General features: G+C 54.3%; 24 protein-coding genes. 21 read left to right on the forward strand and 3 right to left on the reverse strand.

What is annotated here, in order from left to right:
* Positions 1–33 precede the first annotated feature (33 nt).
* From infC to R0J87_RS10030, 6 genes are all read left to right on the forward strand, one after another.
* Positions 34–525 carry a translation initiation factor IF-3 gene (gene infC, locus R0J87_RS10005; RefSeq protein WP_404345643.1) on the forward strand — a complete coding sequence of 164 codons (492 nt, stop codon included), beginning with the start codon at positions 34–36 and terminating at the stop codon, positions 523–525.
* Between the two features lie 81 nt (positions 526–606).
* Positions 607–801: a 50S ribosomal protein L35 gene (gene rpmI / locus R0J87_RS10010; protein WP_009724291.1), complete on the forward strand. Its 195-nt coding sequence runs from the start codon at positions 607–609 to the stop codon at positions 799–801.
* A 57-nt stretch (positions 802–858) separates the two neighbouring features.
* A complete protein-coding gene (rplT, locus tag R0J87_RS10015; RefSeq protein ID WP_009097607.1) occupies positions 859–1,212 on the forward strand; it encodes a 50S ribosomal protein L20 in 354 nt (117 codons plus the stop codon).
* Between the two features lie 157 nt (positions 1,213–1,369).
* Positions 1,370–2,389 (forward strand): phenylalanine--tRNA ligase subunit alpha, encoded by a 1,020-nt coding sequence (gene pheS / locus R0J87_RS10020; RefSeq protein ID WP_404345646.1) that lies wholly within the window; start codon positions 1,370–1,372, stop codon positions 2,387–2,389.
* Positions 2,390–2,415: 26 nt separating this feature from the next.
* Entirely contained in the window at positions 2,416–4,797 is a 2,382-nt protein-coding gene (gene pheT / locus R0J87_RS10025; protein ID WP_498885900.1) for a phenylalanine--tRNA ligase subunit beta, read from the forward strand.
* Positions 4,798–4,874: 77 nt separating this feature from the next.
* Entirely contained in the window at positions 4,875–5,174 is a 300-nt protein-coding gene (locus R0J87_RS10030; RefSeq protein WP_404345650.1) for an integration host factor subunit alpha, read from the forward strand.
* A 92-nt stretch (positions 5,175–5,266) separates the two neighbouring features.
* Here the strand turns inward: R0J87_RS10030 and R0J87_RS10035 are convergent, their stop codons facing one another.
* Positions 5,267–5,473, reverse strand: coding sequence for a DUF2788 domain-containing protein (locus R0J87_RS10035; protein WP_404345651.1), 207 nt, complete (start codon positions 5,471–5,473; stop codon positions 5,267–5,269).
* Positions 5,474–5,630: 157 nt separating this feature from the next.
* On the opposite strand from R0J87_RS10035, the gene R0J87_RS10040 reads away from it, so the two are divergent.
* The 8 genes from R0J87_RS10040 to R0J87_RS10075 all read left to right on the forward strand — a co-directional run bounded on the left by R0J87_RS10040 (position 5,631) and on the right by R0J87_RS10075 (position 15,075).
* Positions 5,631–6,092 (forward strand): flavodoxin, encoded by a 462-nt coding sequence (locus R0J87_RS10040; protein WP_498885902.1) that lies wholly within the window; start codon positions 5,631–5,633, stop codon positions 6,090–6,092.
* 2 nt (positions 6,093–6,094) lie between these two features.
* Complete coding sequence (locus R0J87_RS10045) at positions 6,095–6,463, forward strand: hypothetical protein (RefSeq protein WP_498885904.1); 369 nt, start codon at positions 6,095–6,097, stop codon at positions 6,461–6,463.
* A 201-nt stretch (positions 6,464–6,664) separates the two neighbouring features.
* Entirely contained in the window at positions 6,665–8,017 is a 1,353-nt protein-coding gene (tig, locus tag R0J87_RS10050) for a trigger factor (protein WP_498885906.1), read from the forward strand.
* Between the two features lie 65 nt (positions 8,018–8,082).
* A complete protein-coding gene (gene clpP / locus R0J87_RS10055; protein ID WP_139528522.1) occupies positions 8,083–8,700 on the forward strand; it encodes an ATP-dependent Clp endopeptidase proteolytic subunit ClpP in 618 nt (205 codons plus the stop codon).
* A gap of 74 nt (positions 8,701–8,774) precedes the next feature.
* Complete coding sequence (gene clpX / locus R0J87_RS10060; RefSeq protein ID WP_404345658.1) at positions 8,775–10,055, forward strand: ATP-dependent Clp protease ATP-binding subunit ClpX; 1,281 nt, start codon at positions 8,775–8,777, stop codon at positions 10,053–10,055.
* A 198-nt stretch (positions 10,056–10,253) separates the two neighbouring features.
* Positions 10,254–12,680, forward strand: coding sequence for an endopeptidase La (lon, locus tag R0J87_RS10065; RefSeq protein ID WP_404345660.1), 2,427 nt, complete (start codon positions 10,254–10,256; stop codon positions 12,678–12,680).
* Positions 12,681–12,873: 193 nt separating this feature from the next.
* Positions 12,874–13,146: a non-specific DNA-binding protein Hbs gene (locus R0J87_RS10070; protein WP_009724302.1), complete on the forward strand. Its 273-nt coding sequence runs from the start codon at positions 12,874–12,876 to the stop codon at positions 13,144–13,146.
* A gap of 111 nt (positions 13,147–13,257) precedes the next feature.
* Positions 13,258–15,075: a SurA N-terminal domain-containing protein gene (locus R0J87_RS10075; RefSeq protein WP_498885910.1), complete on the forward strand. Its 1,818-nt coding sequence runs from the start codon at positions 13,258–13,260 to the stop codon at positions 15,073–15,075.
* Between the two features lie 81 nt (positions 15,076–15,156).
* Here R0J87_RS10075 and R0J87_RS10080 read toward each other — a convergent pair whose 3' ends face one another.
* Both R0J87_RS10080 and R0J87_RS10085 read right to left on the reverse strand, forming a co-directional pair.
* Entirely contained in the window at positions 15,157–15,927 is a 771-nt protein-coding gene (locus R0J87_RS10080) for a UDP-2,3-diacylglucosamine diphosphatase (RefSeq protein WP_498885911.1), read from the reverse strand.
* A 14-nt stretch (positions 15,928–15,941) separates the two neighbouring features.
* A complete protein-coding gene (locus tag R0J87_RS10085) occupies positions 15,942–16,442 on the reverse strand; it encodes a peptidylprolyl isomerase (protein ID WP_404345665.1) in 501 nt (166 codons plus the stop codon).
* Between the two features lie 156 nt (positions 16,443–16,598).
* Between R0J87_RS10085 and R0J87_RS10090 the strand changes: the two genes are divergently transcribed.
* The 7 genes from R0J87_RS10090 (at position 16,599) to R0J87_RS10120 (ending at position 24,990) form a co-directional block, all read left to right on the forward strand.
* Positions 16,599–18,278, forward strand: a complete 1,680-nt coding sequence (locus R0J87_RS10090; protein ID WP_498885913.1) for a glutamine--tRNA ligase/YqeY domain fusion protein — start codon at positions 16,599–16,601, stop codon at positions 18,276–18,278.
* 11 nt (positions 18,279–18,289) lie between these two features.
* The gene (gene cysS, locus R0J87_RS10095) at positions 18,290–19,675 is read left to right on the forward strand and encodes a cysteine--tRNA ligase (RefSeq protein ID WP_498885914.1); all 1,386 of its coding nucleotides are present in this window, start codon (positions 18,290–18,292) and stop codon (positions 19,673–19,675) included.
* Between the two features lie 105 nt (positions 19,676–19,780).
* On the forward strand, positions 19,781–20,704 hold the full coding sequence (gene osmF / locus R0J87_RS10100; RefSeq protein WP_498885915.1) for a glycine betaine ABC transporter substrate-binding protein OsmF: 924 nt from the start codon (positions 19,781–19,783) through the stop codon (positions 20,702–20,704).
* Between the two features lie 3 nt (positions 20,705–20,707).
* Positions 20,708–21,907, forward strand: coding sequence for an ABC transporter permease (locus R0J87_RS10105; protein ID WP_498885916.1), 1,200 nt, complete (start codon positions 20,708–20,710; stop codon positions 21,905–21,907).
* The gene (locus tag R0J87_RS10110; RefSeq protein WP_498885918.1) at positions 21,904–22,869 is read left to right on the forward strand and encodes an ABC transporter ATP-binding protein; all 966 of its coding nucleotides are present in this window, start codon (positions 21,904–21,906) and stop codon (positions 22,867–22,869) included. Before R0J87_RS10105 ends, R0J87_RS10110 begins: the two co-directional genes overlap by 4 nt.
* Positions 22,859–23,635 (forward strand): ABC transporter permease, encoded by a 777-nt coding sequence (locus R0J87_RS10115; RefSeq protein ID WP_498885920.1) that lies wholly within the window; start codon positions 22,859–22,861, stop codon positions 23,633–23,635. The genes R0J87_RS10110 and R0J87_RS10115 overlap by 11 nt, the downstream gene beginning before the upstream one ends.
* A gap of 152 nt (positions 23,636–23,787) precedes the next feature.
* Entirely contained in the window at positions 23,788–24,990 is a 1,203-nt protein-coding gene (locus R0J87_RS10120) for a thiamine pyrophosphate-dependent dehydrogenase E1 component subunit alpha (RefSeq protein WP_498886026.1), read from the forward strand.

Genomic DNA, 24,990 nt, shown 5'->3' on the forward strand with positions numbered 1-24,990 from the left:
CAGCGCGGGCGTCCAGCAGACAAACGCCCACCAATGAACGAGCGTATTATCGAAGAAGAAGTGCGTCTAATTGATGCCGAAGGTGAGCAATTGGGTGTTGTGCCCACCACCGAGGCCCTTGAGCGTGCGGAAGCTGCCGGTTTAGACCTCGTGCAAATTTCGAATGCCGATCCCATCGTCTGTAAGATTATGGATTACGGCAAATTCGTTTTTGAGACCAAGAAGCAGAAAGCGGCTCAAAAGAAAAAGCAGAAGCAAATCCAGGTTAAGGAAGTTAAATTCCGTCCTGGCACCGACGAAGGCGATTATCAGGTTAAGCTGAAAAACCTGACGCGCTTTCTGGAAGGTGGTGACAAGGGTAAGGTCACATTGCGCTTCCGTGGTCGTGAAATGGCGCACCAGGACATTGGCCGCAAGCTAATGGAACGGATCGCGGCAGACCTGGAAGAGATCGGAGCGGTAGAGTCTTTCCCGAAAATGGAAGGCCGCCAAATGATCATGATCCTTGCCCCGAAAAAGAAGTGATCCAACGGCGAAGTTAACGGGCCAGCGTGAAGGCGCTGGTCGGCCCTGGGTTTTCTAAAAAATATCGAGCGGAGTTTTCTCATGCCGAAAATCAAAAGCAACAGCGGCGCTGCAAAGCGCTTTAAAAAGACCGCTAACGGCTTCAAGCACAAGCAGTCTTTCCGTAGCCACATCTTGACCAAGAAGTCGACCAAGCGTAAGCGTCAGCTGCGTGGCATGAAGCAGATTCATGCTTCCGACAAAGCGCTGATTCAGCGCATGCTGCCGAACCTGTAAGGTCGAATTTTCTTATCTGAGTGCATTTAGCCTCAGTCATAAAGTCAGGAGTGTGTTATGACCCGTGTTAAGCGTGGCGTAGTTGCCCGTCGTCGCCATAAAAAAGTACTGAAGCAGGCCAAAGGTTACTACGGTGCCCGTTCGCGTGTTTTCCGCGTAGCCAAACAGGCTGTCATCAAAGCCGGTCAGTATGCGTACCGTGACCGTCGCAACCGCAAGCGCCAATTCCGCGCTCTGTGGATTCAGCGTATCAACGCTGGTGCACGCATCAACGGCATGTCTTACAGCCGCTTCGTTGGCGGTCTGAAGAAAGCCGGTATTGAAATCGACCGTAAAGTATTGGCCGACCTGGCAGTACACGAGAAAGCAGCGTTTGCTGCTATCGTGGAAAAAGCCAAGGCTGCCCAATAAGGCAATTTTGCGCTGAGTTAACATCAGTGCAAAATGCTGTGGTCATTTCAGTGTGACCCATACAGGGGAAGAGCAGCCGCTCTTCCCCTGTTTTTTTGTCACCTTCAACATGCCAGCCATCCTTAGAGATGGAACCGCTTAATTCGGAGTAAATCGGATGGACCACCTTCCTACTCTGGTGTCAGAGGCCCGCGATGCTATTCAAGCTGCGCAGAGCGTCTCAGCGCTAGATGAGTTGCGCGTACGTTACTTAGGTAAGAAAGGCGAAGTGACGGCCTTATTGAAAGGATTGGGCAAGCTATCGGCAGAGGAGCGTCCTGCGGCTGGCGAGCTGATCAACCAAGCCAAGCAGACGCTTTCTGCAGAGATTGACACAAAGCGACAGCAGCTTGAGAGCGAAGCGCTTAACGCACGATTGGCAGCTGAACGTATTGACGTAACGTTGCCAGGCCGTGATCAAGAGGCCGGTGGTTTGCACCCCGTAACGCGCACGCTTGAACGTATTGAAGGTTTGTTTACACGTATTGGTTATGACGTGGCGGTAGGTCCGGAGATTGAGGATGACTACCACAACTTTGAAGCGCTCAATATCCCTGCGCATCACCCAGCGCGTGGAATGGCGGATACTTTTTATTTTGATGCCACGCGGTTGCTGCGTACCCACACTTCTCCCGTGCAAGTGCGCACGATGAAAAACAGCGAGCCGCCTATTCGCATTGTATGCCCTGGGCGCGTGTATCGCAGTGACTCTGATCTAACGCACACGCCTATGTTTCATCAGGTAGAAGGTCTACTGGTCGACGAAGGCGTTAGTTTCGCGGATCTGAAAGGCACTATCGAAGACTTTTTACAGGCATTTTTTGAGCGCGATGACCTGTCGGTTCGCTTCCGTCCCTCTTACTTTCCATTCACTGAGCCATCCGCCGAGGTGGATATTCAGTGTGTGATGTGTAGTGGTAACGGTTGTCGTGTTTGCTCTCATAGCGGCTGGTTGGAAGTAATGGGTTGCGGCATGGTGCACCCTGAAGTGTTCCGACACTCTGGCATTGATACCGAGCGATATACCGGCTTTGCCTTTGGCATGGGCGCTGAGCGTTTGGCGATGCTGCGCTATGGCGTTAATGATTTGCGCTTGTTCTTTGAGAACGATCTGCGCTTTCTTCGTCAATTCACCTAAGACCGCTGCCAGCGACGGGAATCAACATGAAATTTTCAGAACAGTGGCTGCGTGAATGGGTAGCCCCGCAGCTTGATACGCAGGCCATTGCCGATCAGATCACCATGGCGGGCCTTGAAGTGGATGCCGTTGAAGCGGTCGCCGCTGCGTTTAGCGGTGTGGTCGTAGCTGAAGTGCTGACCAAAGAGAAGCATCCTGATGCTGATAAGCTCAACGTTTGTACCGTGAACGATGGCACAGGTGAGCCAGTACAAGTAGTGTGCGGTGCGCCTAACGTTGATGTGGGCCAGAAAATTCCCTTTGCTCAGGTAGGGGGCGTGCTGCCGGGCGACTTTAAAATCAAAAAGGCAAAACTGCGCGGCGTTGAGTCTCGCGGGATGATTTGCTCGGCATCTGAGCTGGGGCTGGAGGAAGAAACCTCGCCCGGCATTCTAGTGTTATCAGCGTCAGCGCCCGTGGGTACCAGTTTTCGCGAGTATATGCAGCTCGACGATATGACCATTGAGGTCGATCTCACCCCGAACCGCGGCGACTGCCTAAGTATCAAAGGCCTCGCTAGAGAAGTAGGCGTGCTCAACCGCCTACCGGTGAGCGGCCCTGACATTAACGCGGTTGAGGCGAGTATTGACGATACTTTCCCCGTTACTATTGAGGCCTCTACTCAGTGCCCACGCTATTTAGGGCGAGTTATCAAAGGTGTTGATGTCAGTGCAGAGACGCCTCTGTGGATGGTTGAGCGTCTGCGTCGCAGTGGCGTGCGCTCTATTGATCCCGTAGTGGATGTTACCAACTACGTCATGCTAGAGCTGGGTCAGCCGCTGCATGCCTTTGATCGTGACAACCTGCAGGGCGGTATTACTGTCCGTTTGGCACAAGAAGCTGAGTGTTTAACGCTGCTCGACGGGCAAGAGGTGGCGTTGCGCCCTGAAACGCTTTTGATCGCCGATGAGCGTGGCCCCTTGGCCATGGCGGGTATCATGGGCGGAGAGAGTTCAGGAGTGAACGAAAAGACTCACACGATTTTTCTTGAGTCGGCTTTTTTTGCTCCGCTGGCCATTGCGGGTCAAGCGCGTTCCTATGGTTTGCATACCGACGCGTCGCATCGCTTTGAGCGGGGCGTTGACCCCGAGCTTCCCGCCATGGCGATGGAGCGCGCAACGAAGCTTTTGATGGAAATATGTGGCGGCCAAGCTGGCCCAGTTGTGGAGTCAGTGAGTCAGGAGCACTTGCCAGCATCACGCTCTATCATGCTGCGCGAAGCTCGGCTAGAGGCCGCGCTGTCGAAGCAACTGCCTGCTGACGATGTGACCGATATCCTTCAGCGCCTGGGCCTTCAGGTCGATAAGCAAGCAGAAGGTTGGTCAGTTGTGGCGCCTAGCTGGCGTTTTGACGTTGCCATTGAAGAGGACCTCATTGAAGAGGTGGCGCGTATTCATGGCTACAACAATCTTCCGGTACGTCGACCTGCCGCTCGATTGGCGCTGCGTCCTGCCAACGAAGCAGTGCTGACGCAGTCGCAGCTGCGTAACCAAATGGTTGCACGTGGCTTCCAAGAGGCGGTGACCTACAGCTTCGTAGCACCGGATTTGCAGGCGGCGATGCTGCCAGAGGCAGTCTCTCCCGTGCTTGCGAATCCGATCTCATCAGATCTTTCGGTGATGCGAGCAAGTTTATTCCCAGGCTTGGTGCGTGCTCTGGAGCATAACCTCAACCGTCAGCAAACCCGTGTGCGCCTATTTGAGACCGGGTTAGTGTTTAACGGTCACCTGGATAACCTGACTCAAGTGCCGATGATGGGTGCGCTGGTATGCGGTGGCCGCGAAGCGGAGGGGTGGAGCAGTGCCAAGACCCAGGTGGATTTTTATGACCTGAAAGGGGACTTGGAGAGCCTGCTGGCAATGGGCGGCGCGTTAGATAAGTGGCGTTTTGAGCCAGGCGAACACCCCTCTTTGCATCCTGGGCAAACGGCGCAGCTATTTCACGAAGGCAAGCCGGCAGGCTGGATTGGCACGCTCCATCCTCAGGTGCGCGCTACGTTAGGGCTTAAGGTAGACGCGGTACTCTTTGAGGTGCGCCTTGATGCGCTGAGCCATGGAGCCATTCCGGCCTTTGAGCCGTTGTCACGCTACCCGGAAGTGCGGCGCGACCTGGCATTTATGCTGAAAGAGGCAACGCCCGTGCAAGCGCTGATGGATTGTGCGAAAGCACAAGCAGGCGATTACTTAAAAGACATCAAGCTATTTGATGTCTATGCTGGTAAAGGTGTTGCCGAAGGGCATAAGAGTGTTGCATTGGGCTTGACCTGGCAGCACGCTTCGCGCACGCTAAATGATGAAGAAATCAACCAGTTGGTAGATTCAATCGTCACTAACGTGCGTGCTGAACTGGAGGCCGAGCTTCGCGGCTAAAAGCTATGCCATGACACGGCGCTTATCACGTTCTTGGCAATGCGTTTGCTAAACCGTTTGCTACATGGAGGAGCCTTATGGGTGCGTTGACCAAAGCAGAGTTAGCCGAGCATTTGAATACTGAGCTGGCGCTGTCAAAGCGAGAAGCCAAAGCAATGGTGGAGGCTTTCTTCGAAGAAATCCGCGCCTGTTTGCGTGAAAACGAGCAGGTGAAGCTATCGGGGTTTGGTAACTTTGACCTACGTGATAAGCGCGAGCGGCCCGGGCGAAACCCTAAGACGGGTGAAGAGATTCCGATCTCAGCACGCCGTGTAGTGACTTTCCGTCCGGGTCAAAAGTTGAAGCAGCAGGTAGAGCGTTATTCAAGCAGCCAGTAATGGCGCTGGCCGTCTTGCAAGGCGGCTTACCGAAAAGGAGTGCTATGTGGCACTCCTTTTTTATGGGTGACCATACAACCCCATGCCACGCGTTACACGCCTCTGCCCTCAATCAGCCAAGTAATCACTACTTTAATAACATAGCCCAGCATTCCCGCACCTAGCACGACGAACAGCATAATGGTGCCAAATTTACCTGCATTCGATTTCTTGGCGAGATCCCAAATAATAAAACACATAAAAATGATCAGGCCGCCCACCATAATGGGCGTGATCCATGTCTCAAAGGCCTGTTGCATAAGCGCTCCTGTAGGGCGGTTGTCGGTAGCCTATGGTGGGGCGTGTGTCATTTTTGCTAGTCGTGTTAATATTTGAGCAAATTCATCAGGTATTTGTCGACTGAACTTTGCGGACTTAACAAAGCGCAGCGCGACACCTTTGCCGAGGAGTAGGCCCATGGCTAAGTTAACCATTCTGGTCGGCACCATGTATGGCGGTGCATTAGACGTTGCAGAGCAGGTCAAGCCACTGTTTGAACAGGCAGGCTATGCCGTTGATATTTCAGAGCAGCCCTCTGTAGACGATATGTCCCAAGCCAGTGATCTAACGCTTTTTTGTGTTTCTACCACTGGGAGCGGCGACTTTCCTGGCAACTTTGTACCTTTTGTACGCAACTTAAAATCCCAAAGCCCTTCGTTGTCCGGTATGCGCTATGGGCTAATTGCGCTAGGCGACAGCTCCTATGGCGATACGTTCTGCGGAGCAGGTAGAGCGCTAGATGAGCTACTGCAAGACCACGGTGCCCACCGGTTAGGCGAGCGTCTTGAAATTGACGCGATGGAAACATTTATGGCAGATGACGCTGCTGTACCATGGGTAGAAGAGTGGATTGATGCTCAGCAGTTGAAGGTCGCTTAATAATGCAGCGGACGCTTTACTCTCCTGAGCGTGTGAGCGTAGCGATTGGGTTGTGTGTCGTTATGCTCGCTGCCTTACCTCGCTATATGGTGGGCGGACATGAAACGCGCCAAACTCTTATACTGATGGCGTTGGCAATAGTCGCGGGGGCGGCGGTCTTTCAATGGAAAATGCTGCCTACCTCCGCGCGAAAAATGCTTCCAGCCTTGTTGAAACGCTTAGTCGTGATGCTGATATTAGGTGTGCTCGTGATGGGGGCATGGCATGGCCTGTTTACTGATTGGATAAGCTGGCAAGTGTTTATCTCACACGCCGCCACTTGTGGCTTGTTATTGCACGCCGTGTCGTTGTGGTGGTCGGTGCAAAAGTGACTGGCGGCTTGCTATTAGGCCTCAGTAATCCCTTCAAACGATCAAAAACGGTGGTTTTCGCTGTTTAAACCCTTGTAATTGATGCTCGCGCCCCCATCTTGCGAGCATGGCGCTTGCCACCATGCGTCAGGGTTCTTAAAATTGCCCCTTGAATTTATTTTTACGCAATCAACACAACGCCCAGCCGCTAGAGGACAATTCATGCAAGTTTCCGTCGAGACGACCTCCCAGATCGAACGCCGCATCACTATTCAAGTGCCGGCAACTGAAATCGACGAGGCCGTCAGCGCTCGCTTGAAAGACACCGCGAAAAACGCTCGCTTGAACGGTTTTCGCCAAGGCCGGGTGCCAATGGCCGTCGTGCGTCAGCGCTATGGCGACAGCGTCCGCAGTGAAGTGGTCGGTGAAGTAATGCGTGAGCGCTACGTGCGTGCGATTACCGAAGAGGGTCTCAACCCCGCTGGTTTCCCACAAATCGAGCCAAAGGTTAACGAAGAAGGTAAAGACCTTGAGTTTGTGGCGGTAATGGAGATTTATCCGCAGGTTGAACTGGCGTCTATCGAAGGCACTGACGTTGAGCGTCCAGTAGTCTCTGTTAGCGAAGCTGACGTCGATGAAATGATCGATACGCTGCGTAAGCAAAACGCTGCTTGGGCAGAAGTAGATGCCGCCGCCGCTGATGGCGACCAAGTTACTATCGACTTCCAAGGCTTTTTGGGCGATGAGCCGTTTGAAGGCGGCAGTGCAGAAGGTCACGCACTGGTCATCGGTTCTAACAGCTTTATCCCAGGCTTTGAAGAGCAATTGATTGGTGCGAAAGCGGGCGAAGAAAAAACTATTTCGGTCACTTTCCCTGCTGATTACCAAGCCGAGCACTTAGCGGGTCAAGAAGCGACCTTCAAAGTGACGGTTCACAAAGTAAGCACCCAGCAGCTGCCGGAAGTAGACGCTGAATTTATCGAGCGCTTTGGCGTAGAAGCCGGCGACGAAGCTAAATTCCGTGCCGAAATCAAAAAGAACATGACTCGTGAAGCCGCTCAAGCGGTCGACAATCGTGTTAAACAGCAGGTATTGGACGCTCTGAAGAAAGCCAACGATATCCCTGTGCCCAGTGTCCTGGTACAGCAAGAGACAGACGGCATGAAACGTCAAGCTGCTCAGCAGTTTGGCCTCGGTGAAGATTTTGACGTAAGCCAATTGCCGAACGAGCTGTTCGAAGAGCAAGCGAAGAGCCGTGTGCAGGTTGGCTTGCTGTTGGCTGAAGTAATCAAAGCCAACGAACTGGATGCTGATGATGCTGCTATCAAAGCCAAAGTAGAAGAGTTGGCTGAGCAGTATCAAGACCCGTCTGAAGTAGTCGAGTACTACATGGGTAACGAGCAGCTAAAAACGCAGGTGAAATCTGCCATTCTCGAAGAGAAAGCGGTCGAGAAGTTGCTTGAGCAAGCGAACATTAAAGATGTAGAAATGTCTTACCAGCAAGCGCTGGCAGCGGCTCAGCAACAAGCTGAGCAAGATGAGAATGCCGAAGAGGGCGAACAGGCAAGCGCCTGATCTCATCGCGCGGCGCACCCTGTCGGGGTGCGCTTTTCCCTTACCGGACGCAAGGAATCACCCGAATGAGTGAATTTGATATTCAAAACGCCGGCGGTTTAGTGCCCATGGTGGTTGAGCAGAGCGCCAAAGGGGAAAGAGCCTACGACATCTACTCGCGCCTGCTTAAAGAGCGCGTGATTTTTCTGGTGGGCCCGGTAGAAGACTACATGGCCAACTTGGTTGTGGCGCAGCTGCTGTTTCTTGAATCTGAGAATCCCGATAAAGACATCCACCTTTACATCAATTCTCCCGGTGGTTCGGTAACGGCGGGTATGTCAATTTATGACACAATGCAGTTCATCAAGCCGGATGTATCGACCGTCTGTATCGGCCAAGCCGCTAGCATGGGTGCACTCCTGCTAACCGCAGGCGCTGCGGGTAAGCGTTATTGCTTGCCTAACTCTCGTGTGATGATTCACCAGCCGCTGGGTGGCTATCAGGGTCAGGCCTCGGATATTGAGATTCACACGCGTGAAATCCTTGGTATTCGTGAGAAGCTGAATCAGATTTTGGCCCACCATACTGGTCAGGATATTGATAAAGTAGCCCAAGATACTGATCGTGATAATTTCATGAGCGCCAATAAAGCGAAAGAGTATGGCTTAATTGACGCAGTGCTGGATAAGCGGCCTACATCCTGATAGCGTGATAGGATTCTGCTTTTCTAACGAGCTTTTCAGGCGGCGCAAGCCGCCGCAGTGACAGAGGTACGCGAATGGCCGACGGCAAAGGCAAGGACGAAGGTGGCAAACTACTTTACTGCTCGTTTTGTGGCAAAAACCAAAACGAAGTGCGTAAGTTAATTGCTGGCCCGTCCGTGTATATCTGCGATGAGTGTGTCGACTTATGTAATGACATCATTCGCGAAGAAGTTCTCGAAGCCGATGCCGAGAGCGATGAGGAGCGTTTACCTACGCCTCGCGAAATACGTCATACATTAGACGACTACGTCATCGGACAAGACCGCGCCAAAATGGTGCTGTCAGTAGCGGTTTACAACCACTACAAGCGTCTGAAGTCAGAAGTGCGTGAAGGCGATGTGGAGCTAGGTAAATCCAACATTCTGCTGATTGGCCCCACGGGTAGCGGTAAAACGCTGCTTGCTGAGACCATGGCGCGGCTATTGAATGTGCCTTTCACCATTGCTGACGCAACAACGCTGACCGAAGCAGGCTATGTGGGTGAAGATGTTGAGAACATCATCCAAAAGCTGCTGCAAAAGTGCGACTACGACGTTGAGAAAGCCGAGCGTGGCATTGTCTACATCGACGAAATCGACAAGATTTCACGCAAGTCGGATAATCCTTCGATTACGCGCGATGTGTCGGGCGAGGGCGTACAGCAGGCGTTGCTTAAGCTGATTGAAGGCACAACAGCATCTGTCCCGCCGCAAGGTGGACGTAAGCACCCTCAGCAGGAGTTTGTGCAGGTCAACACGGCCAATATCCTGTTTATTGTAGGCGGGGCGTTTGCTGGGCTGGATAAAGTCATTCGTGACCGCGCTGAGAAAGGCGGTATTGGCTTCAATGCTAGCGTGAAAAGCAAAGAGTCCTCGCGTGGCGTTGGAGAATTGCTGGCAGATGTTGAGCCTGAGGATCTGGTCAAATTTGGTCTGATTCCAGAGTTCGTTGGACGCTTACCGGTCATCGCAACGCTGACCGAGCTGACTGAAGATGCCTTGGTGCAGATTCTGACAGAACCTAAGAACTCGCTGATCAAGCAGTACGCCAAGCTCTTTGAGATGGAAGACGTTGCGCTTGAGTTTAGAGACGACGCACTCCGTGCCGTGGCCTCAAAAGCCATGGAACGTAAAACAGGTGCTCGTGGCCTGCGCTCTATCCTGGAGTCAGTGTTGCTAGACACCATGTATGAAATTCCTTCGTTAGAAGGAGTTAGTAAGGTCGTCATCGATGGCTCCGTCATTGCTGGCGAAAGCGAGCCACTGTTGATCTACTCGCAGCAGGAAGATGCACGTGTCGATGGTACTGACGGTTAACCCTTCGGTACGCGCCACGGCCTAGCTCTCACCGCTTGCGCCAAACCAAGGGGTCGCCTAGGCGACCCCTTGTTGTTCTAAGTTATTGCTGAAACGCCTGACCAGCACACGGTGGTGTGTCGTGTCATGCCTTTCACACTGTGAGGTACTTGGCTAAGTACCCTTCAAGTACTCATCCGAATTCGAGGAACGTCTGCGATGCAGCAGAACGCCGATCAGACACAATGTCTACCCCTGTTGCCTTTGCGGGATGTGGTTGTTTACCCGCAAATGGTTATTCCACTTTTTGTCGGTCGTGAAAAGTCCATTCAAGCCCTTGAAGCCGCGATGGAAGCCGACAAGCGTGTACTGCTGGTAGCTCAGCGCGAGGCCTCGCAGGATGATCCTGATAATGCGGATCTCTACGCTATGGGGACCGTCGCTGACATCATGCAGCTGCTCAAACTGCCTGATGGCACTGTCAAAGTGCTGATCGAAGGTAGCTTCCGTGCTGATGTTATTGAGATTGAAGAAAACGAAGCGGGCTACACTCAGGCACACTTAACGCCGCGTGAAAGCGAGCCGCTTACCAGCCGCGAGCAAGAAGCGCTGGTGCGTGTCCTGCTCAATCAGTTCGAGCAGTACGTCAAGCTGTCTAAGAAAGTGCCCAACGAGGTGCTGAACTCGCTGTCGGGCATCGAAGACCCTAGCCGTTTGGTCGACACCATCTGCGCCCACCTGTCGCTGAAAATTGGTGACAAGCAGGAGCTGCTTGAAATGGATCGCGTTCGTGACCGTATTGAGCACCTGATGGCGCTCATCGAGTCCGAAATCGATCTGCTCCAGGTAGAAAAGCGTATTCGTTCGCGTGTTAAAGAGCAGATGGAGAAGACTCAGCGCGAGTACTATCTCAACGAGCAGATGAAGGCCATCCAGAAAGAGATGGGTGAGCTGGATAACGTGCCTAACGAAGCCGAGAAGTACGAGCAGGCGATCAAAGAGTCTGGGATGCCTAAAGAGGCCTCCGATAAAGCGACTCAAGAGCTGAACAAGCTCAAAATGATGGCAACCAACTCTGCTGAGGCGACGGTCGTACGCTCGTATCTAGACTGGCTGGTGGCGGTGCCGTGGAAAAAACGTACCCGTGTGAAGCACGATTTGGTTAAAGCTCAGCAAGTGCTGGATGAAGACCATTATGGCCTGGAAGAAGTAAAGGCACGCATTCTAGAGTACCTAGCCGTACAAAAGCGCGTGCGTAAACTGAAAGGCCCGGTATTGTGTCTCGTTGGGCCACCTGGGGTGGGTAAAACCTCCCTTGGGCAATCGATTGCCCGTGCAACCAACCGTAAGTACGTACGCCTAGCACTAGGTGGCGTGCGCGATGAATCTGAAATCCGTGGCCATCGCCGTACTTATATTGGCTCGCTTCCCGGTAAGCTGATGCAACGTATGAGCCGTGCTGGCGTAAAAAATCCGCTCTTCCTATTGGATGAAGTCGATAAGCTCGGCATGGACCACCGTGGTGATCCAGCATCAGCGCTCTTGGAAGTGCTGGACCCCGAGCAGAACAACAGCTTTAGTGATCACTACCTTGAGCTGGATTACGATCTCTCTGAGACGCTGTTTATTTGCACGGCAAACTCGATGAATATTCCAGGCCCGCTTTTGGACCGTATGGAGATTATTCGTCTGCCGGGCTACACCGAAGACGAAAAGCTTGCCATCGCCAGACGCTACCTGCTACCCAAGCAGCTAGAAGCGAATGGGCTTAAAGAAGAAGAGTTAGCGCTGAATGATGATGCGCTGCTGGAGCTGGTGCGTTATTACACGCGTGAGGCGGGCGTTCGTGAGCTTGAGCGTCAGATTGCTAAGGTGTGTCGTAAAGTGCTGCGCGAGCGGTTAGAAGCTGAGCGCATCTCAAAAGATAAGGCAGGAAATAAGCTGCAGGCGCAGCAGGTGCTATCCGCTGATCAGATAGAGGCTTATGCCGGCGTTCGCCGCTATAGCTACGGCTTAGCCGAGCAGGAGGACCAAGTTGGTCGTGTCACTGGCTTAGCTTGGACGTCCGTAGGTGGCGAGCTGCTCAATATTGAGTCAGTGGTAACCCCAGGCAAAGGACGGATTCACAAGACCGGCTCACTTGGCGATGTGATGAAGGAGTCGGTAAGTGCAGCGCAAACCGTTGTGAAAGCACGTGCACAAGCTTACGGCATTGATCCGCAGCGGTTCGAAAACGAAGACCTGCATATCCATGTGCCGGAAGGTGCTACGCCTAAAGACGGGCCCAGTGCGGGTATTGCCATGGTAACGGCGATTGTCTCCGCCTATACTCAGCGTCCGGTTCGTTGCGATGTGGCCATGACCGGGGAAGTGAACCTGCGTGGTGAAGTATTACCGATTGGGGGCCTAAAGGAGAAATTGCTGGCGGCCCGGCGGGGTGGTATAAAGACCGTCCTAATCCCTGAGGAAAATCGTCGAGATCTCAAGGAAGTACCTGAGAATATCAAAGGAGCACTTGATATTCGTCCCGTACGCTGGATAGATGACGTGCTAGCCGTTGCGCTAGCAGAGAACGTAACAGAAGGTGCCCCGCTAAAGGGTACGGATAAGTCGTTCAATACAAATGCTGTTGCAAGCACCCATTAAGCGTTAGAGCAGCTTCTGCTTTAATTTTACTTAATAAATTTGCCCAATGCCTTGAGCGGCGGGCATTTCACGACTCGGTCGCTTGACAGGTGTTTCAAGGCATTGCTATAAAACGCAGCTATGCTTTGAGGTTGTTGCACTCGGTGACCGTGCCGTTCAGAGCCATTTTTTTGAAACAGTTAAGGGGTGAAGTGTGAATAAGTCCGAGCTGATTGAAGCTATTGCCGCGTCTGCTGATATTCCTAAAGCAGCGGCAACCCGCGCATTGGATGCCATGGTGGAGTCTGTCACCGATAGCCTCAAAAAAGGCGAGAGTGTTTCTCTGGTAGGTTTTGGTACTTTCGCTATCAAAGAACGCGCCGCACGTACTGGTCGTAACCCCCAAACGGGTCAGCCAATCGAAATCAGTGCTGCAAAAGTGCCCAGCTTTAAAGCCGGTAAAGCGCTGAAAGACGCCGTCAACTAATTGGCTCGCGTTTGCTGTAACCTAATGGGCGCATCGCATCCGCGATGCGCCCATGTTCTTTTCTGGCCCGATGGTTTGGGCAATAGATGGCTTTGATGATCTGAGGCTAGCATGCTGCAAAGTATACGAGATGGCTCCAGAAGCTGGGGCGCCAAGATAATTATTGGTCTCATGGTGGCTGCCATGGCCCTGTTTGGCGTGGAGTCGCTGTTTAGCGTGTTTGGCAGTGACCCCAATGAGGTCGCCAGCGTTAACGGTCAGCCCATTATGCGTCAACAGGTTGAGCTAGAAGTGCAGCGTGCGCTGCGTTCTGGTCAAGTGCCTCCTGAGCAAGAGCGCGCTCTGCGTAACGATATGCTCGATCAGCTGATCACCCAATCACTGTTGACCCAGTACGCTGAAGACGGCGGTTTTGTTGTCTCTGATGCCCAACTGGATCAAATGATTGTCAGTCTTCCAGAGTTTCATGATCAGGATGGCCGCTTCTCGGCAGAGATTTTCCGTAATCGTTTAGCGGGTGCTGGTTACACGCCGATCTCTTTCCGCGAAGAGCTGCGGGTAGATATTAAGCGTCAGCATCTGCAGCAGGGACTCGCGTTTAGTGATTTCAGCTTGCCCGGCGAAGAAGAGCGTTTAGCTGAATTGCAACGCCAGCAGCGTGATTTCCGCTATGTGATGCTGAATGCTGATGATGTTGACGTAAATATCGATGTCACCGACGCGCAAATGCAGACCTACTATGACGCTAACCAGGCCCGGTTTGAGCGTCCAGAGCAGGTGCGGGTTGAATACGTTCTGATTGATCGCCAGACCATGGCCGACGATGTCGACGTCGAAGAGCAGGCGCTTCGGGATGCATGGCGTGATCAGAATCAAAACGCTGATCGTCGCGTGTCTCACATCATGGTGACCTTTGGCGATGAGCGTAGCCGCGAAGAAGCTGAGTCCATGGCAAACGAGGCACTTGCCTCATTGAACGACGGCGAGAGTTTTGCTGATACCGCTGCACGTTACTCTGATGACAGCGCAAGTGCTGAAAATGGTGGCGATCTAGGGGTGATTAGCCGTGGCTTTTTTGGCGATGCCTTCGACGAAGCTGCGTTTGGCCTCGGAGTGGGAGAAACGTCTCAATTAGTAGAAATGGACGGTGCCTTCCATATCCTGCAAGTGACTGAGCTTGCAGGCCCGTCGTTTGAAGAGCAGCGTGATGCGCTGGCGCAAGAAGTGGCTCTGCGCGACGTTAACGACGAGTTCAACGAGCAGGTACAACGCCTCATCGATGAGAGCTTTGCCGCCGACGACTTGCAAAGCGTAGCCGATGACTTAGACCTTACGTTAAATCAAACGGAGTGGTTGGCACGAGGCGAAGGAGAAGGTGTTCTTTCCGAGCCGGGCGTGTTGGAAGAGGCCTTCAGCGCCGATGTGCTTGAAGAGGGCTACAACAGCGAAGTGATCGAACTTGATAACGATCGTCGACTGGTGCTGCGCGTCGCTGAACATCGTGAAGCAACCGTTCTTCCGCTTGACGAGGTGCGTGATGAAGTAGAACAGGCCGTGGCAGCTCAACAGCGTCAACAGGCGCTCCGGGAGCAGGCTGCAGGCATGATTGGCTCGCTTCGCGAAGGTGATACGTTGGAGCTTGATTGGTTGGACGCGAACAGTGTAACCCGCCAATCAGATACAACGCTGCCGCAAGTGCTGGTGCAGGAAGTGTTCCGTATGCCTCGCCCAGAAGAGGGTGCGAGTGTGTACCGTTCAGTTAACATGCCACAAGGGGTAGCGGTGGTTGCCCTGGATAGCGTGTCCGTCGGTGAGGGTGACGAGCAGATGACATCGTTTGTTGCTCAAATGGCCGAACAGCTGCGCGCGCAATCCGTCATCCAAGGGTTGATGGATGACCTGCGCAGTGATGCTGAGATTGAACGCTAAGCACTACTGACATAACGCTAACGCAAGTAACGAAAAAGCCGATCATAACGATCGGCTTTTTTTATAACGTCATGGCGTTGGTTAGGGCGGAGTGCCCAGAGGGAACTGTCGCAAAATGGGCTCGGCGTGGCGCTCGTCAGCACGTTCCACCACCACATCCCAACCGTGTTCGCTGTCCCAGTCACCCAGCACAAAACGTTTGGCAGGCACATCTTCCACCGTCAGATCGTGTACTTTTGGGCGATGGGTATGGCCATGAATCATGGTCGACACTCCACAGCGCTGCATTAGCGCAACGACTTCTTCCTGGGTGACATCCATGATGTCCTCTGCTTTCCCGGCATTGGCATCACCCGATTGCATGCGCAGGCTCTTGGCGAGTTCCAGCCGCTGCTCTAACGGCAGCGCAAGAATTTGGGACTGCCACTGTTCACTGCGTGACTGCGCCCGAAATGCCATGTAGGCCTCGTCTTTGGTGCACAGGCTGTCGCCATGCAGAATGACGGCGGGTACGCCTTGCAGTTCTACTTGCTCGCTTTCTGGTAGCAGCGTGGCCCCGCAGTCATTGATAAAGCGTTCGCCCAACAAAAAATCTCGATTGCCATGAATGAAATACACCGCCGTCCCCGCGTCGCTGAGCGCGCGCAGCCGTCGAGTAACCTCATGAGCCACCGCGCTCAACGGGTGGGGAGTGTCTAGCAGGTCGTCGCCAATCCAGGCATCAAAAAGATCGCCCAGAATGTAGAGCGCGTCCGCACCTTGAGCGGTCTGTTCCAAGTAACGATAGAACCCCTGATTGATCTCAGGGGTATCGTGACTTAGATGCATATCAGCGATGAGCAGAGTACGCATAAAGCTCCTAACGGTTATTCCGCTTCCTTCACGTAAGCGCGCTCGATGATGACATCTTCTGCGGGAACGTCGGCATGCATGCCACGGCGCGTGGTGCTGACGCCCTTAATAGCGTTAACCACCTCCATGCCTTCAACCACCTCACCAAACACCGCGTAGCCCCAGCCCTGCAGGCTTTTGCCGCTGTGGTTCAGGAAGCTATTGTTGCCAACGTTGATGAAGAACTGCGCAGTAGCGGAGTGCGGGTCTTGGGTGCGGGCCATGGCCAGCGTGCCAACCGTATTCTGCAAGCCGTTGTCCGCTTCGTTTTCAATCGGGTCACGGGTGGCTTTCTGGTTGAAGTCCTGGTCGAAGCCGCCGCCTTGAACCATGAAGCCATCAATGACCCGGTGAAACAGCGTGCCGTCGTAAAAACCGTCGCGCACGTACTGTTCGAAATTCGCCGCGGTAGCCGGGGCTTTTTCATGATTAAGCGCAATGGTGATGTCACCGTGGTTCGTCTGTAATACGATCATAGATAAATTCCTGTTCAATAAAGGCGTTCGCCTTGGCGCTGTGCATCGGCGTCACGTTATAATAGCGGTTTTGCTCGGCACCGCGAAGCGTAAACCCTGATTGCATTCGCAACGTTTGCCCAGCACGCCATCCACCATGAGGTTATCAACACCACCATGACCAACGAGACCACCCCAGCGCCGAACTTCATTCGCAGCCAAGTACGCGACGAGATAGCGGGCGGCCAGGTCACCAAAATTGTGACGCGCTTTCCCCCCGAGCCCAACGGCTTTTTGCACATCGGCCACGCCAAGTCGATTTGTCTGAACTTCGGGTTGGCAGAGCAGTTAGGTGGTGAGTGTCATCTGCGCTTTGACGACACCAACCCGGCGAAAGAAGAGCAGGCGTACATTGATGCCATCAAAGAAGACGTTAGCTGGTTGGGCTTTGAGTGGGCAGGCCCGGTACGTTTTGCCTCTGATTACTTCGACCAGCTCTATGCCTGGGCGCAGCACCTGATCCGTGAAGGCAAAGCCTATGTGGATGACCTGTCTCCGGATGAAATCCGCGAGTATCGGGGTACGCTCACCGAGCCGGGTAAGCCGAGCCCCTACCGCGAGCGCAGCGCCGAAGAGAATCTTGATCTTCTAGAGCGGATGCGTAACGGCGAGTTTGGCGAAGGTGGAAAAGTGCTGCGTGCCAAAATTGATATGGCGTCGCCCAACATCAATTTGCGCGATCCGATCCTGTACCGGATTCGTCATGCACATCACCACCAAACGGGCGATAAGTGGAAAATCTACCCCTCGTACGATTTTACCCACGGCCAGTCGGATGCCATTGAGGGCATCACCCACTCCATCTGTACGTTGGAGTTTGAAGACCACCGCCCGCTGTATGAGTGGTTCTTAAATAATCTGCCGGTCCCCGCGAAGCCCCGTCAGATTGAGTTTGCGCGCCTCAATCTCGACTACACCTTAACGTCTAAGCGCAAGTTGAAGCTGCTGGTAGATGAGCAGATTGTTGATGGGTGGGACGACCCACGAATGCCGACCATCTCCGGTATGCGTCGTCGTGGCTATACCGCCGCGTCCATTCGCAAATTCTGCGAGATGATTGGTGTCACCCGTTCCGACGGCGGTTTGGTGGATATCGCCATGCTGACCCACGCCATCCGCTCAGATCTGGAAGATAACGCACCCCGCGCCATGTGCGTGATGAAGCCGCTAAAAGTAGTGCTTACCAACGTGCCGGAAGACCACGAAGAGGTCTACGAGGTGCCAGGCCACCCGGCGCGTGAAGACATGCCGATGCGTAAAGTTCCGTTTGCTCGCGAGCTCTACATCGAGCAAGACGACTTTATGGAAGACGCGCCGAAGAAATTCTTCCGCCTAGCACCGGGCAAAGAAGTGCGTCTGCGCAACAGCTACGTAATTCGCTGTGATGAAGTGATCAAAGACGATGCAGGTGAGATTGTTGAGCTGCGCTGCTCCGTGGACTTCGACACCCTGGGTAAAAACCCGGAAGGCCGCAAGGTAAAAGGCGTGATTCACTGGGTCAGCGCTGCCCATGGTGTACCGATGGAAGTCCGCCTGTACGACAACCTGTTTATGGTCGAGCAGCCGGACCGCGATAAGGATGTCGACTTCCTGGAGCACCTGAACCCCGAGTCGCTGGTGGTATGTGAAGCCATCGGCGAGCCAAGCTTGGCCAGTGCAGCTCCAGAAGATCGCTTCCAATTCGAGCGGGTAGGTTACTTCTGCGCCGATCGTCACGCCTCTACTGCTGAGCACCTCGTGTTTAACCGTACCGTCGGTCTGAAAGACAGCTGGGCGAAAATCAAACAGAAGGGTTAAGGAAACGTCATATGCACATTTACAATACGCTGACACGCCGCAAAGAGCCTTTTAGCCCACTGGTTGCTGGCAAGGTCAGCATGTACGTTTGCGGCATGACGGTGTATGACTACTGTCACCTTGGCCACGCCAGGGTGATGGTGGCCTTTGACGTGATTACCCGCTATTTGCGCCACCGTGATTATGACGTGACCTACGTGCGTAATATCACGGATATCGACGATAAAATCCTCAAACGGGCCGAGGAGAACGGCGAAACCATCAGCGCACTCACCGAGCGCATGATTGCTGCGATGCATGAGGATGAGGCGCGCCTGAACGTGCTGCCGCCCAGTCAGGAGCCCCGTGCAACGGGGCATATTGGCGATATCGTCGCCATGATCGAAACGCTAATCGAAAAAGGCTTTGCCTACGCAGCGGCCAATGGTGACGTTTATTACCGAGTGCGTAAATTCGCCGACTACGGCAAATTGAATAACCGTCAGTTGGATGACATGCGCTCTGGTGCACGGGTCGACGTGGATGTGCACAAAGAAGACCCGCTGGATTTCGTGCTTTGGAAAGCGGCCAAACCGGGTGAAGCCCACTGGCACTCCCCCTGGGGAGACGGGCGACCGGGTTGGCACATCGAGTGCTCCGCAATGTCGACCTGCTGCTTGGGCGATACCTTCGATATACATGGCGGCGGGCCGGATTTGACCTTTCCCCATCATGAAAACGAGATTGCCCAATCGGAAGCGGCGACAGGTAAAACCTACGTCAATACCTGGATGCATGCCGGAGCCGTTCGCGTCAACCAAGAGAAGATGTCCAAATCTTTGGGCAATTTCTTCACCATCCGCGACGTGCTAGCCGAGCACGACCCAGAAGTTGTGCGCTACCTGTTGGTGGCAAGCCACTATCGTAGCGCTATTAACTACTCGGTCGATTCGCTGGTCGAAGCGCGCAAATCGCTAACGCGGCTGTATACGGCGTTAGAAGGAGTAAACGCCGACGAGCAGGCAGCCGCCAGCGATGCCGCGGAGCGCTTTACTGCGGCAATGGACGACGACTTCAACACGCCCATCGCTTTGGCCGCGCTGTTCGATTTGGCCCGCGATCTTAACCGTGCGAAAAGTGATCAGCCAGCAGAGGCACCACGCTTGGCTGGTGAATTAAAGCGTTTGGCCGGTGTGCTGGGGCTATTACAGCAAACGCCACAAACGTTCCTGAAAGGTGCCCAGCAGCAGGTAGCGCTGAGCGAAGAAGAGATCGAAGCAAAAATCGTCGAGCGACAAGCGGCGAAAGGAAGTAAGGATTTTGCCCGCGCTGATGCTATTCGTGATGAGCTGGCAGCGCTTGGCATTATTCTCAAAGATTCTCGGGAAGGAACCACCTGGGTGATCGAAGCGCCTTAATCGTTGTAAACAGTTAGGCGTCGTTACTGCGACGTCTGACTTCAACGCAGCAGGCTCTTATACTGAAACGATACGCCCCAGAAGCTCATTGAAAAGGACGACTCCATGCGCTCATTGTTCACACCTGCCATGGCTGCCTGTTTATCAACGGTAGCTGTTTCTATGGCCACGCTCTCCACGGCCAATGCCAACGACCCCATCGTGGTCTCTTCTAAAATCGATACCGAAGGTTCGGTGCTAGGCGAGTTGATTATTCAGACGCTGGAGCGCAAAGGTATTCCAACGGAAGATCGGCTTCAGCTTGGCGGAACCAGCGTGGTACGCAGCGCGATGCAGGCGGGTGAGATTGATCTTTACCCCGAATACACCGGCAACGGTGCTTTCTTCTTTGACATGACTGATAGCCCGGTATGGAACAGCGCTGAAGACGCCTACCAAACCGTCCGTGAGCGTGATGCGGAACAGGGCTTAATTTGGCTTCAGCCAGCAAGTGCCAACAACACGTGGGCCATGAGCATTCGTCAGGATGTAGCCGAAGCCAATGACTTAACCACGTTGGATGATTTGGCTGCTTATCTTGCCGACGGCGGAGAATTCAAATTTGCCGCCAGCGCCGAGTTTGTGGAATCTGCCCAGGCGTTACCTGCTTTCCAAGAAGCCTACGACTTTGAGCTAAGCGATGACCAACTGCTGGTGCTGTCTGGTGGCAATACGGCTGCAACGATGCGTGCAGCAGCTCAGCAAACCAGCGGTGTCAATGGTGCCATGACCTACGGGACCGACGGTGGTTTAAGCGCTTTAGGCCTCGTCGTCCTCGAAGACTCTAAAGGCGTTCAGCCGGTGTATCAGCCAGCGCCCGTGGTACGGGAAGAGGTGTTGAATGCCTATCCGGAGATGGAGGCGCTGCTTAATGAGGTATTCGCCACGTTAGACCTAGTGACACTGCAAGAGCTCAACGCAGATGTCGCGGTGAATGGCTTCTCGCCGGATCAGGTCGCCAGTGACTATCTCGACAGCCTGGATGACTAATGAATGTCGTTAATCGACGCCTTGCCTTCGCCATCGTTTAAACGACGTCCGTGGCACCCGAATGTTTTGCTGTTGTGCCTAAGCGGTGCCATGCTGGCTGCCGCTTGGTTGTTAAGCTTTGTCAGTGTTGCTCCTAATCGCATTGTTTCCGGCACGGCTTTTGGCATGGTAGACGCCATTAGCTGGCCGGGCGCGGCACTGGTATCACTGCTCTTTATCGCCATGGCGGCGTTGTCGTCTGTGCCTACCCCAAGGCACTACCGGGCGATGCTGGGCATCATCATACTCACCTTGCTGTTGATGCCGTTTGGCTTAATGGTGGCAGGCCACTGGTTGGTCGACCCCTCGTTACCCCAAGCAAGACTCGGCATTGGCGCAGCCTACTGGACCGTGCTGTTCGTGCTGTTGCTGTGTTTGGTGGAGCTACGCCTACGCTTAGGGTTATCCCGTTGGTGGCCCACGCTGCTGCTGGCAGGCGTTGGCATTGCTTGGTGGGGATGTGCCGCGCTGTGGCTAGATCGTCTTGCCCTCGTGCAAGAGTTCCAGGCCCGAGAAGGGCAGTTTTATCAGGCCGTTGGTCAACATATTGCCTTGGTGGGCACAGCGGTGGGCGTTAGCGTGGTGCTGGGAATGCTGTTAGCGATGCTGATGCGCCGCTATCAGCGCCTACAAAAAATCGCGTTTACACTGCTGAATTTTTTACAAACCATCCCAAGTTTGGCGCTGTTTGGGCTACTGCTGGCGCCGCTCGCTTGGCTGGCGGCTAACGTACCCCCGATGGCCGCTTTGGGTGTCAGCGGTATCGGCAATGCCCCAGCGCTGATTGCGTTAATTGCTTATAGCCTGCTTCCTATGGTGCGTAATACCTATATTGCCCTGGAAGAGGTGAGCGCTGAGACGCTCCAGGCCGCTAAAGCCATGGGGATGCGTACCGGGCAGCGTTTTTGGCAGGTGCGTTTTCCGTTGGCGCTTCCCGTACTGTTAGAAGGCGTACGCATTACGGCCGTGCAGGCGATTGGGCTAACGGCAGTGGCGGCACTGATTGGTGCTGGCGGTCTAGGGACGTTTATTTTTCAAGGGCTGGGTCAAGCCGCCATGGATATGGTGCTACTGGGCGCACTGCCCATTCTGATCTTGGCACTAATAGTGGATGCAGGATTAGGGGCGTTGGCAGATGCGCTGCGTCCCGGAGGACAGGAATGATAGAGCTTTCCCACGTTACAAAACGCTTTGGTGACGACACCGCGGTTGACGACATCACGCTGCGGGTCGCTAAAGGAAAGTTCTGTGCGTTGGTGGGTACGTCAGGGTGCGGTAAATCTAGCACGCTGCGCATGATCAACCGCCTGATTGAACACTCCAGTGGTGACATCTTCCTGGATGGCCAGGCGATAGAGCAGTATGACCCAGTAAAACTACGTCGGCGAATCGGCTATGTGATCCAGAGTACCGGGCTGTTCCCGCACTGGAACGTTGCGCGCAATATTGGATTAGTCCCTCGGCTGCTGAAATGGCCCGCTACAGAAATTAACGCCCGTGTAGAGGAACTGATGGGCTTACTTGGCCTGCCAGTGGGCGAGTTTGCGCATAAATATCCGCACCAGCTCTCAGGTGGCCAAGCGCAGCGAGTAGGGGTGGCCCGCGCCTTAGCCGCAGACCCCGATATACTACTGATGGATGAGCCGTTTGGCGCACTGGACCCAATTACCCGGGAAAAGCTTCAGGATGAGCTGGCCAAGCTACAGGCACGGCTACACAAAACCATTGTGTTCGTGACCCACGATATGGATGAAGCGCTGAAGCTAGCCGACCATTTGGTCGTCATGCGTGATGGCCGTATTGTCCAGCAGGGCACGCCGCTGGCACTGCTTCAGCAGCCCGCTGATCCGTTTGTGGAATCCCTGCTGGGTGGGCTTGAGCGGGGGTTGAAGCAGGCAGCGTTAACGCGCGTAAAAGATCATATGACATCGCTTGGGCCTACTTTGCCGGCACAATCTCGAATTCCCGCCGATTTCTCGCTGCGCCAAGCGCTTTCCATGATGCTGCGGGACCATTGCGACCGCTTAACGGTGGTAGATCAAGGCGATGTACCGATAGGGGAACTTTCGCTGCGCCGCATCGTTAAAGAGGCGCAGTTGGATAAGGTGAGCCAACGTGACGCGTAATTCTGCCACCGTCAGCTTGCCGAACGCACCGAGCATTCAATGGTTTCTGCCGCTTATTTGGGCCGCGCTACTGGCGGTGTGCGTCGCCGGCATGCCGCTCCTAGAGGGCCTGTTTCGTTGGGTAGAGCCTGACGCCCGGCAAGTCGTCTATAATCGCGCGGCGTTTTACGAGCTGCTGGGCCGCCATGTGTTAGTGGTTGGCGTGGCGGCAGTGGTTACCATTGCGGTTGGTGTGGCGGCAGGTATTGCTGTTACCCGCGAGCGAGGGCGGGATTTTTTGCCTCTGGTGGGGCAGTTGGCCTCTTTAGGGCAAACGTTTCCTCCGGTGGCTGTGTTGGCGCTGGCGGTACCCGTTCTGGGGTTTGGTACGCTGCCTATTATCGTTGCGCTGATGCTTTACGGGCTGCTGCCAATCGTACGCAATACGCTGGCGGGCATTAACGATGTTGACGCGACCATCAAAGAGGCGGCCCAGGCGATGGGCATGACGCCTTGGCAGGTGCTGCGTCACGTGGAGTTGCCCCTGGCCGCCCCGGTAATTCTGGCAGGGGTACGTACTTCCGTGACGATCAATATTGCCACGGCAGCCCTTGGAGCGACGGTAGGGGCTAGCAACTTGGGTGATCCGATTATTGCCGGTATCGTCAATGGTAATATGGCCTACGTGCTGCAAGGCGCGCTATTGATCGCGCTGCTGGCGCTGAGCGTGGATAGCGCCTTTAACGTCTACCAGCAGCGGCTTCGCCAACGCCTCTCTGCTTCTTAAGTGCTCTCTGCGTCTTAAGTTGAATCCCTAAACGGCTTGCACTGAGTTACTGTCCAAGTGTTGCGTTGACCTGTGTCAGATAAATCCACTGGCATAGAAGGTCATGACCGACAACACTGCCCTCAAAAGGGGTAAAAACAAGGACAATAATGATGACTCAGTACGTACACCAGCCGGCCTTCATGACCGGTGATGAATTCTCGATCGAGACGTTCAGTCTACTCAACCCGGATGGCGAGCTGTATCCGGGTGGCGAAGAGCCCGCGCTCACCCGAGACCACGCTCGTAGGCTGTATCAAGCCATGTTAGCCACGCGTATTCTTGATGAGCGCATGATGGCCGCGCAGCGCCAAGGGCGGCTGAGCTTCTATATGCAGTGCACCGGTGAAGAAGCCGCCGTGGTAGGCGCTGCTGCCGCGCTTGATGACGCCGATATGATCATGGCCCAGTATCGCGAACAGGGTGCCTTGATGTATCGCGGCTTCTCTATCGACGAGTTTATGAATCAGCTGTTTGGCAACGAGCTTGATTACGGCAAAGGCCGCCAAATGCCGATTCATTACGGCTCTCGCAAGCTGCACTACATGACCATCTCTTCCCCGCTAGCGACTCAGATCCCGCAAGCCACCGGGTACGCCTATGGCCAAAAGCTGGCCGGTGAAGGCCACTGTACGCTGACCTTTTTTGGCGAAGGCGCAGCCTCAGAAGGGGACTTCCATGCCGCGCTCAATATGGCCTCGGTGCATCAGGTGCCGGTGATCTTCTTCTGCCGCAACAACGGCTACGCTATTTCTACTCCCTCTACAGAACAGTTTGCCGCTGACGGCATCGCTCCCCGTGCCTTTGGCTACCATATGCACGTGATTCGTGTAGATGGTAACGACGCCCTAGCGGTGTATGAAGCGACCCGCCAAGCGAGAAAAATCGCCGTTGAGCAGAACCAGCCGGTGCTGATTGAAGCCATGTCCTACCGGTTGGCTGCCCACTCATCTTCAGATGATCCGTCGGGCTATCGCGCTAAGAGCGAAGAGGAAGCGTGGCGCGTGAAAGATCCGCTGCTGCGTATGCAGCGCTGGCTGGCTAAGAAAGGCTGGTGGAGCGATGAAGAAGAAGCTGTCCAGCAGGAGAACCTGCGCCGCGAAGTGCTGGAAACCATGAAGCGCGCCGAAAAACGCCCGCCGCCGCCACTGGAGTCGTTAATCAGCGATGTTTACGCCGACGTGACACCTGCGCTTCAAAGCCAGCTGGATCAGTTGAAGCGCCATATTCGCCGCTACCCAGATGCTTACCCGCGCGGCGCAAAATCGCTAGATCTGACGCTTTCGTCAGCCACTGATACTCAGGGAGAGGCGTAA

Source organism: Halomonas sp. SIMBA_159 (genome assembly GCF_046536035.1).
GTDB classification, from domain to species: Bacteria; Pseudomonadota; Gammaproteobacteria; order Pseudomonadales; family Halomonadaceae; genus Vreelandella; species Vreelandella venusta_A.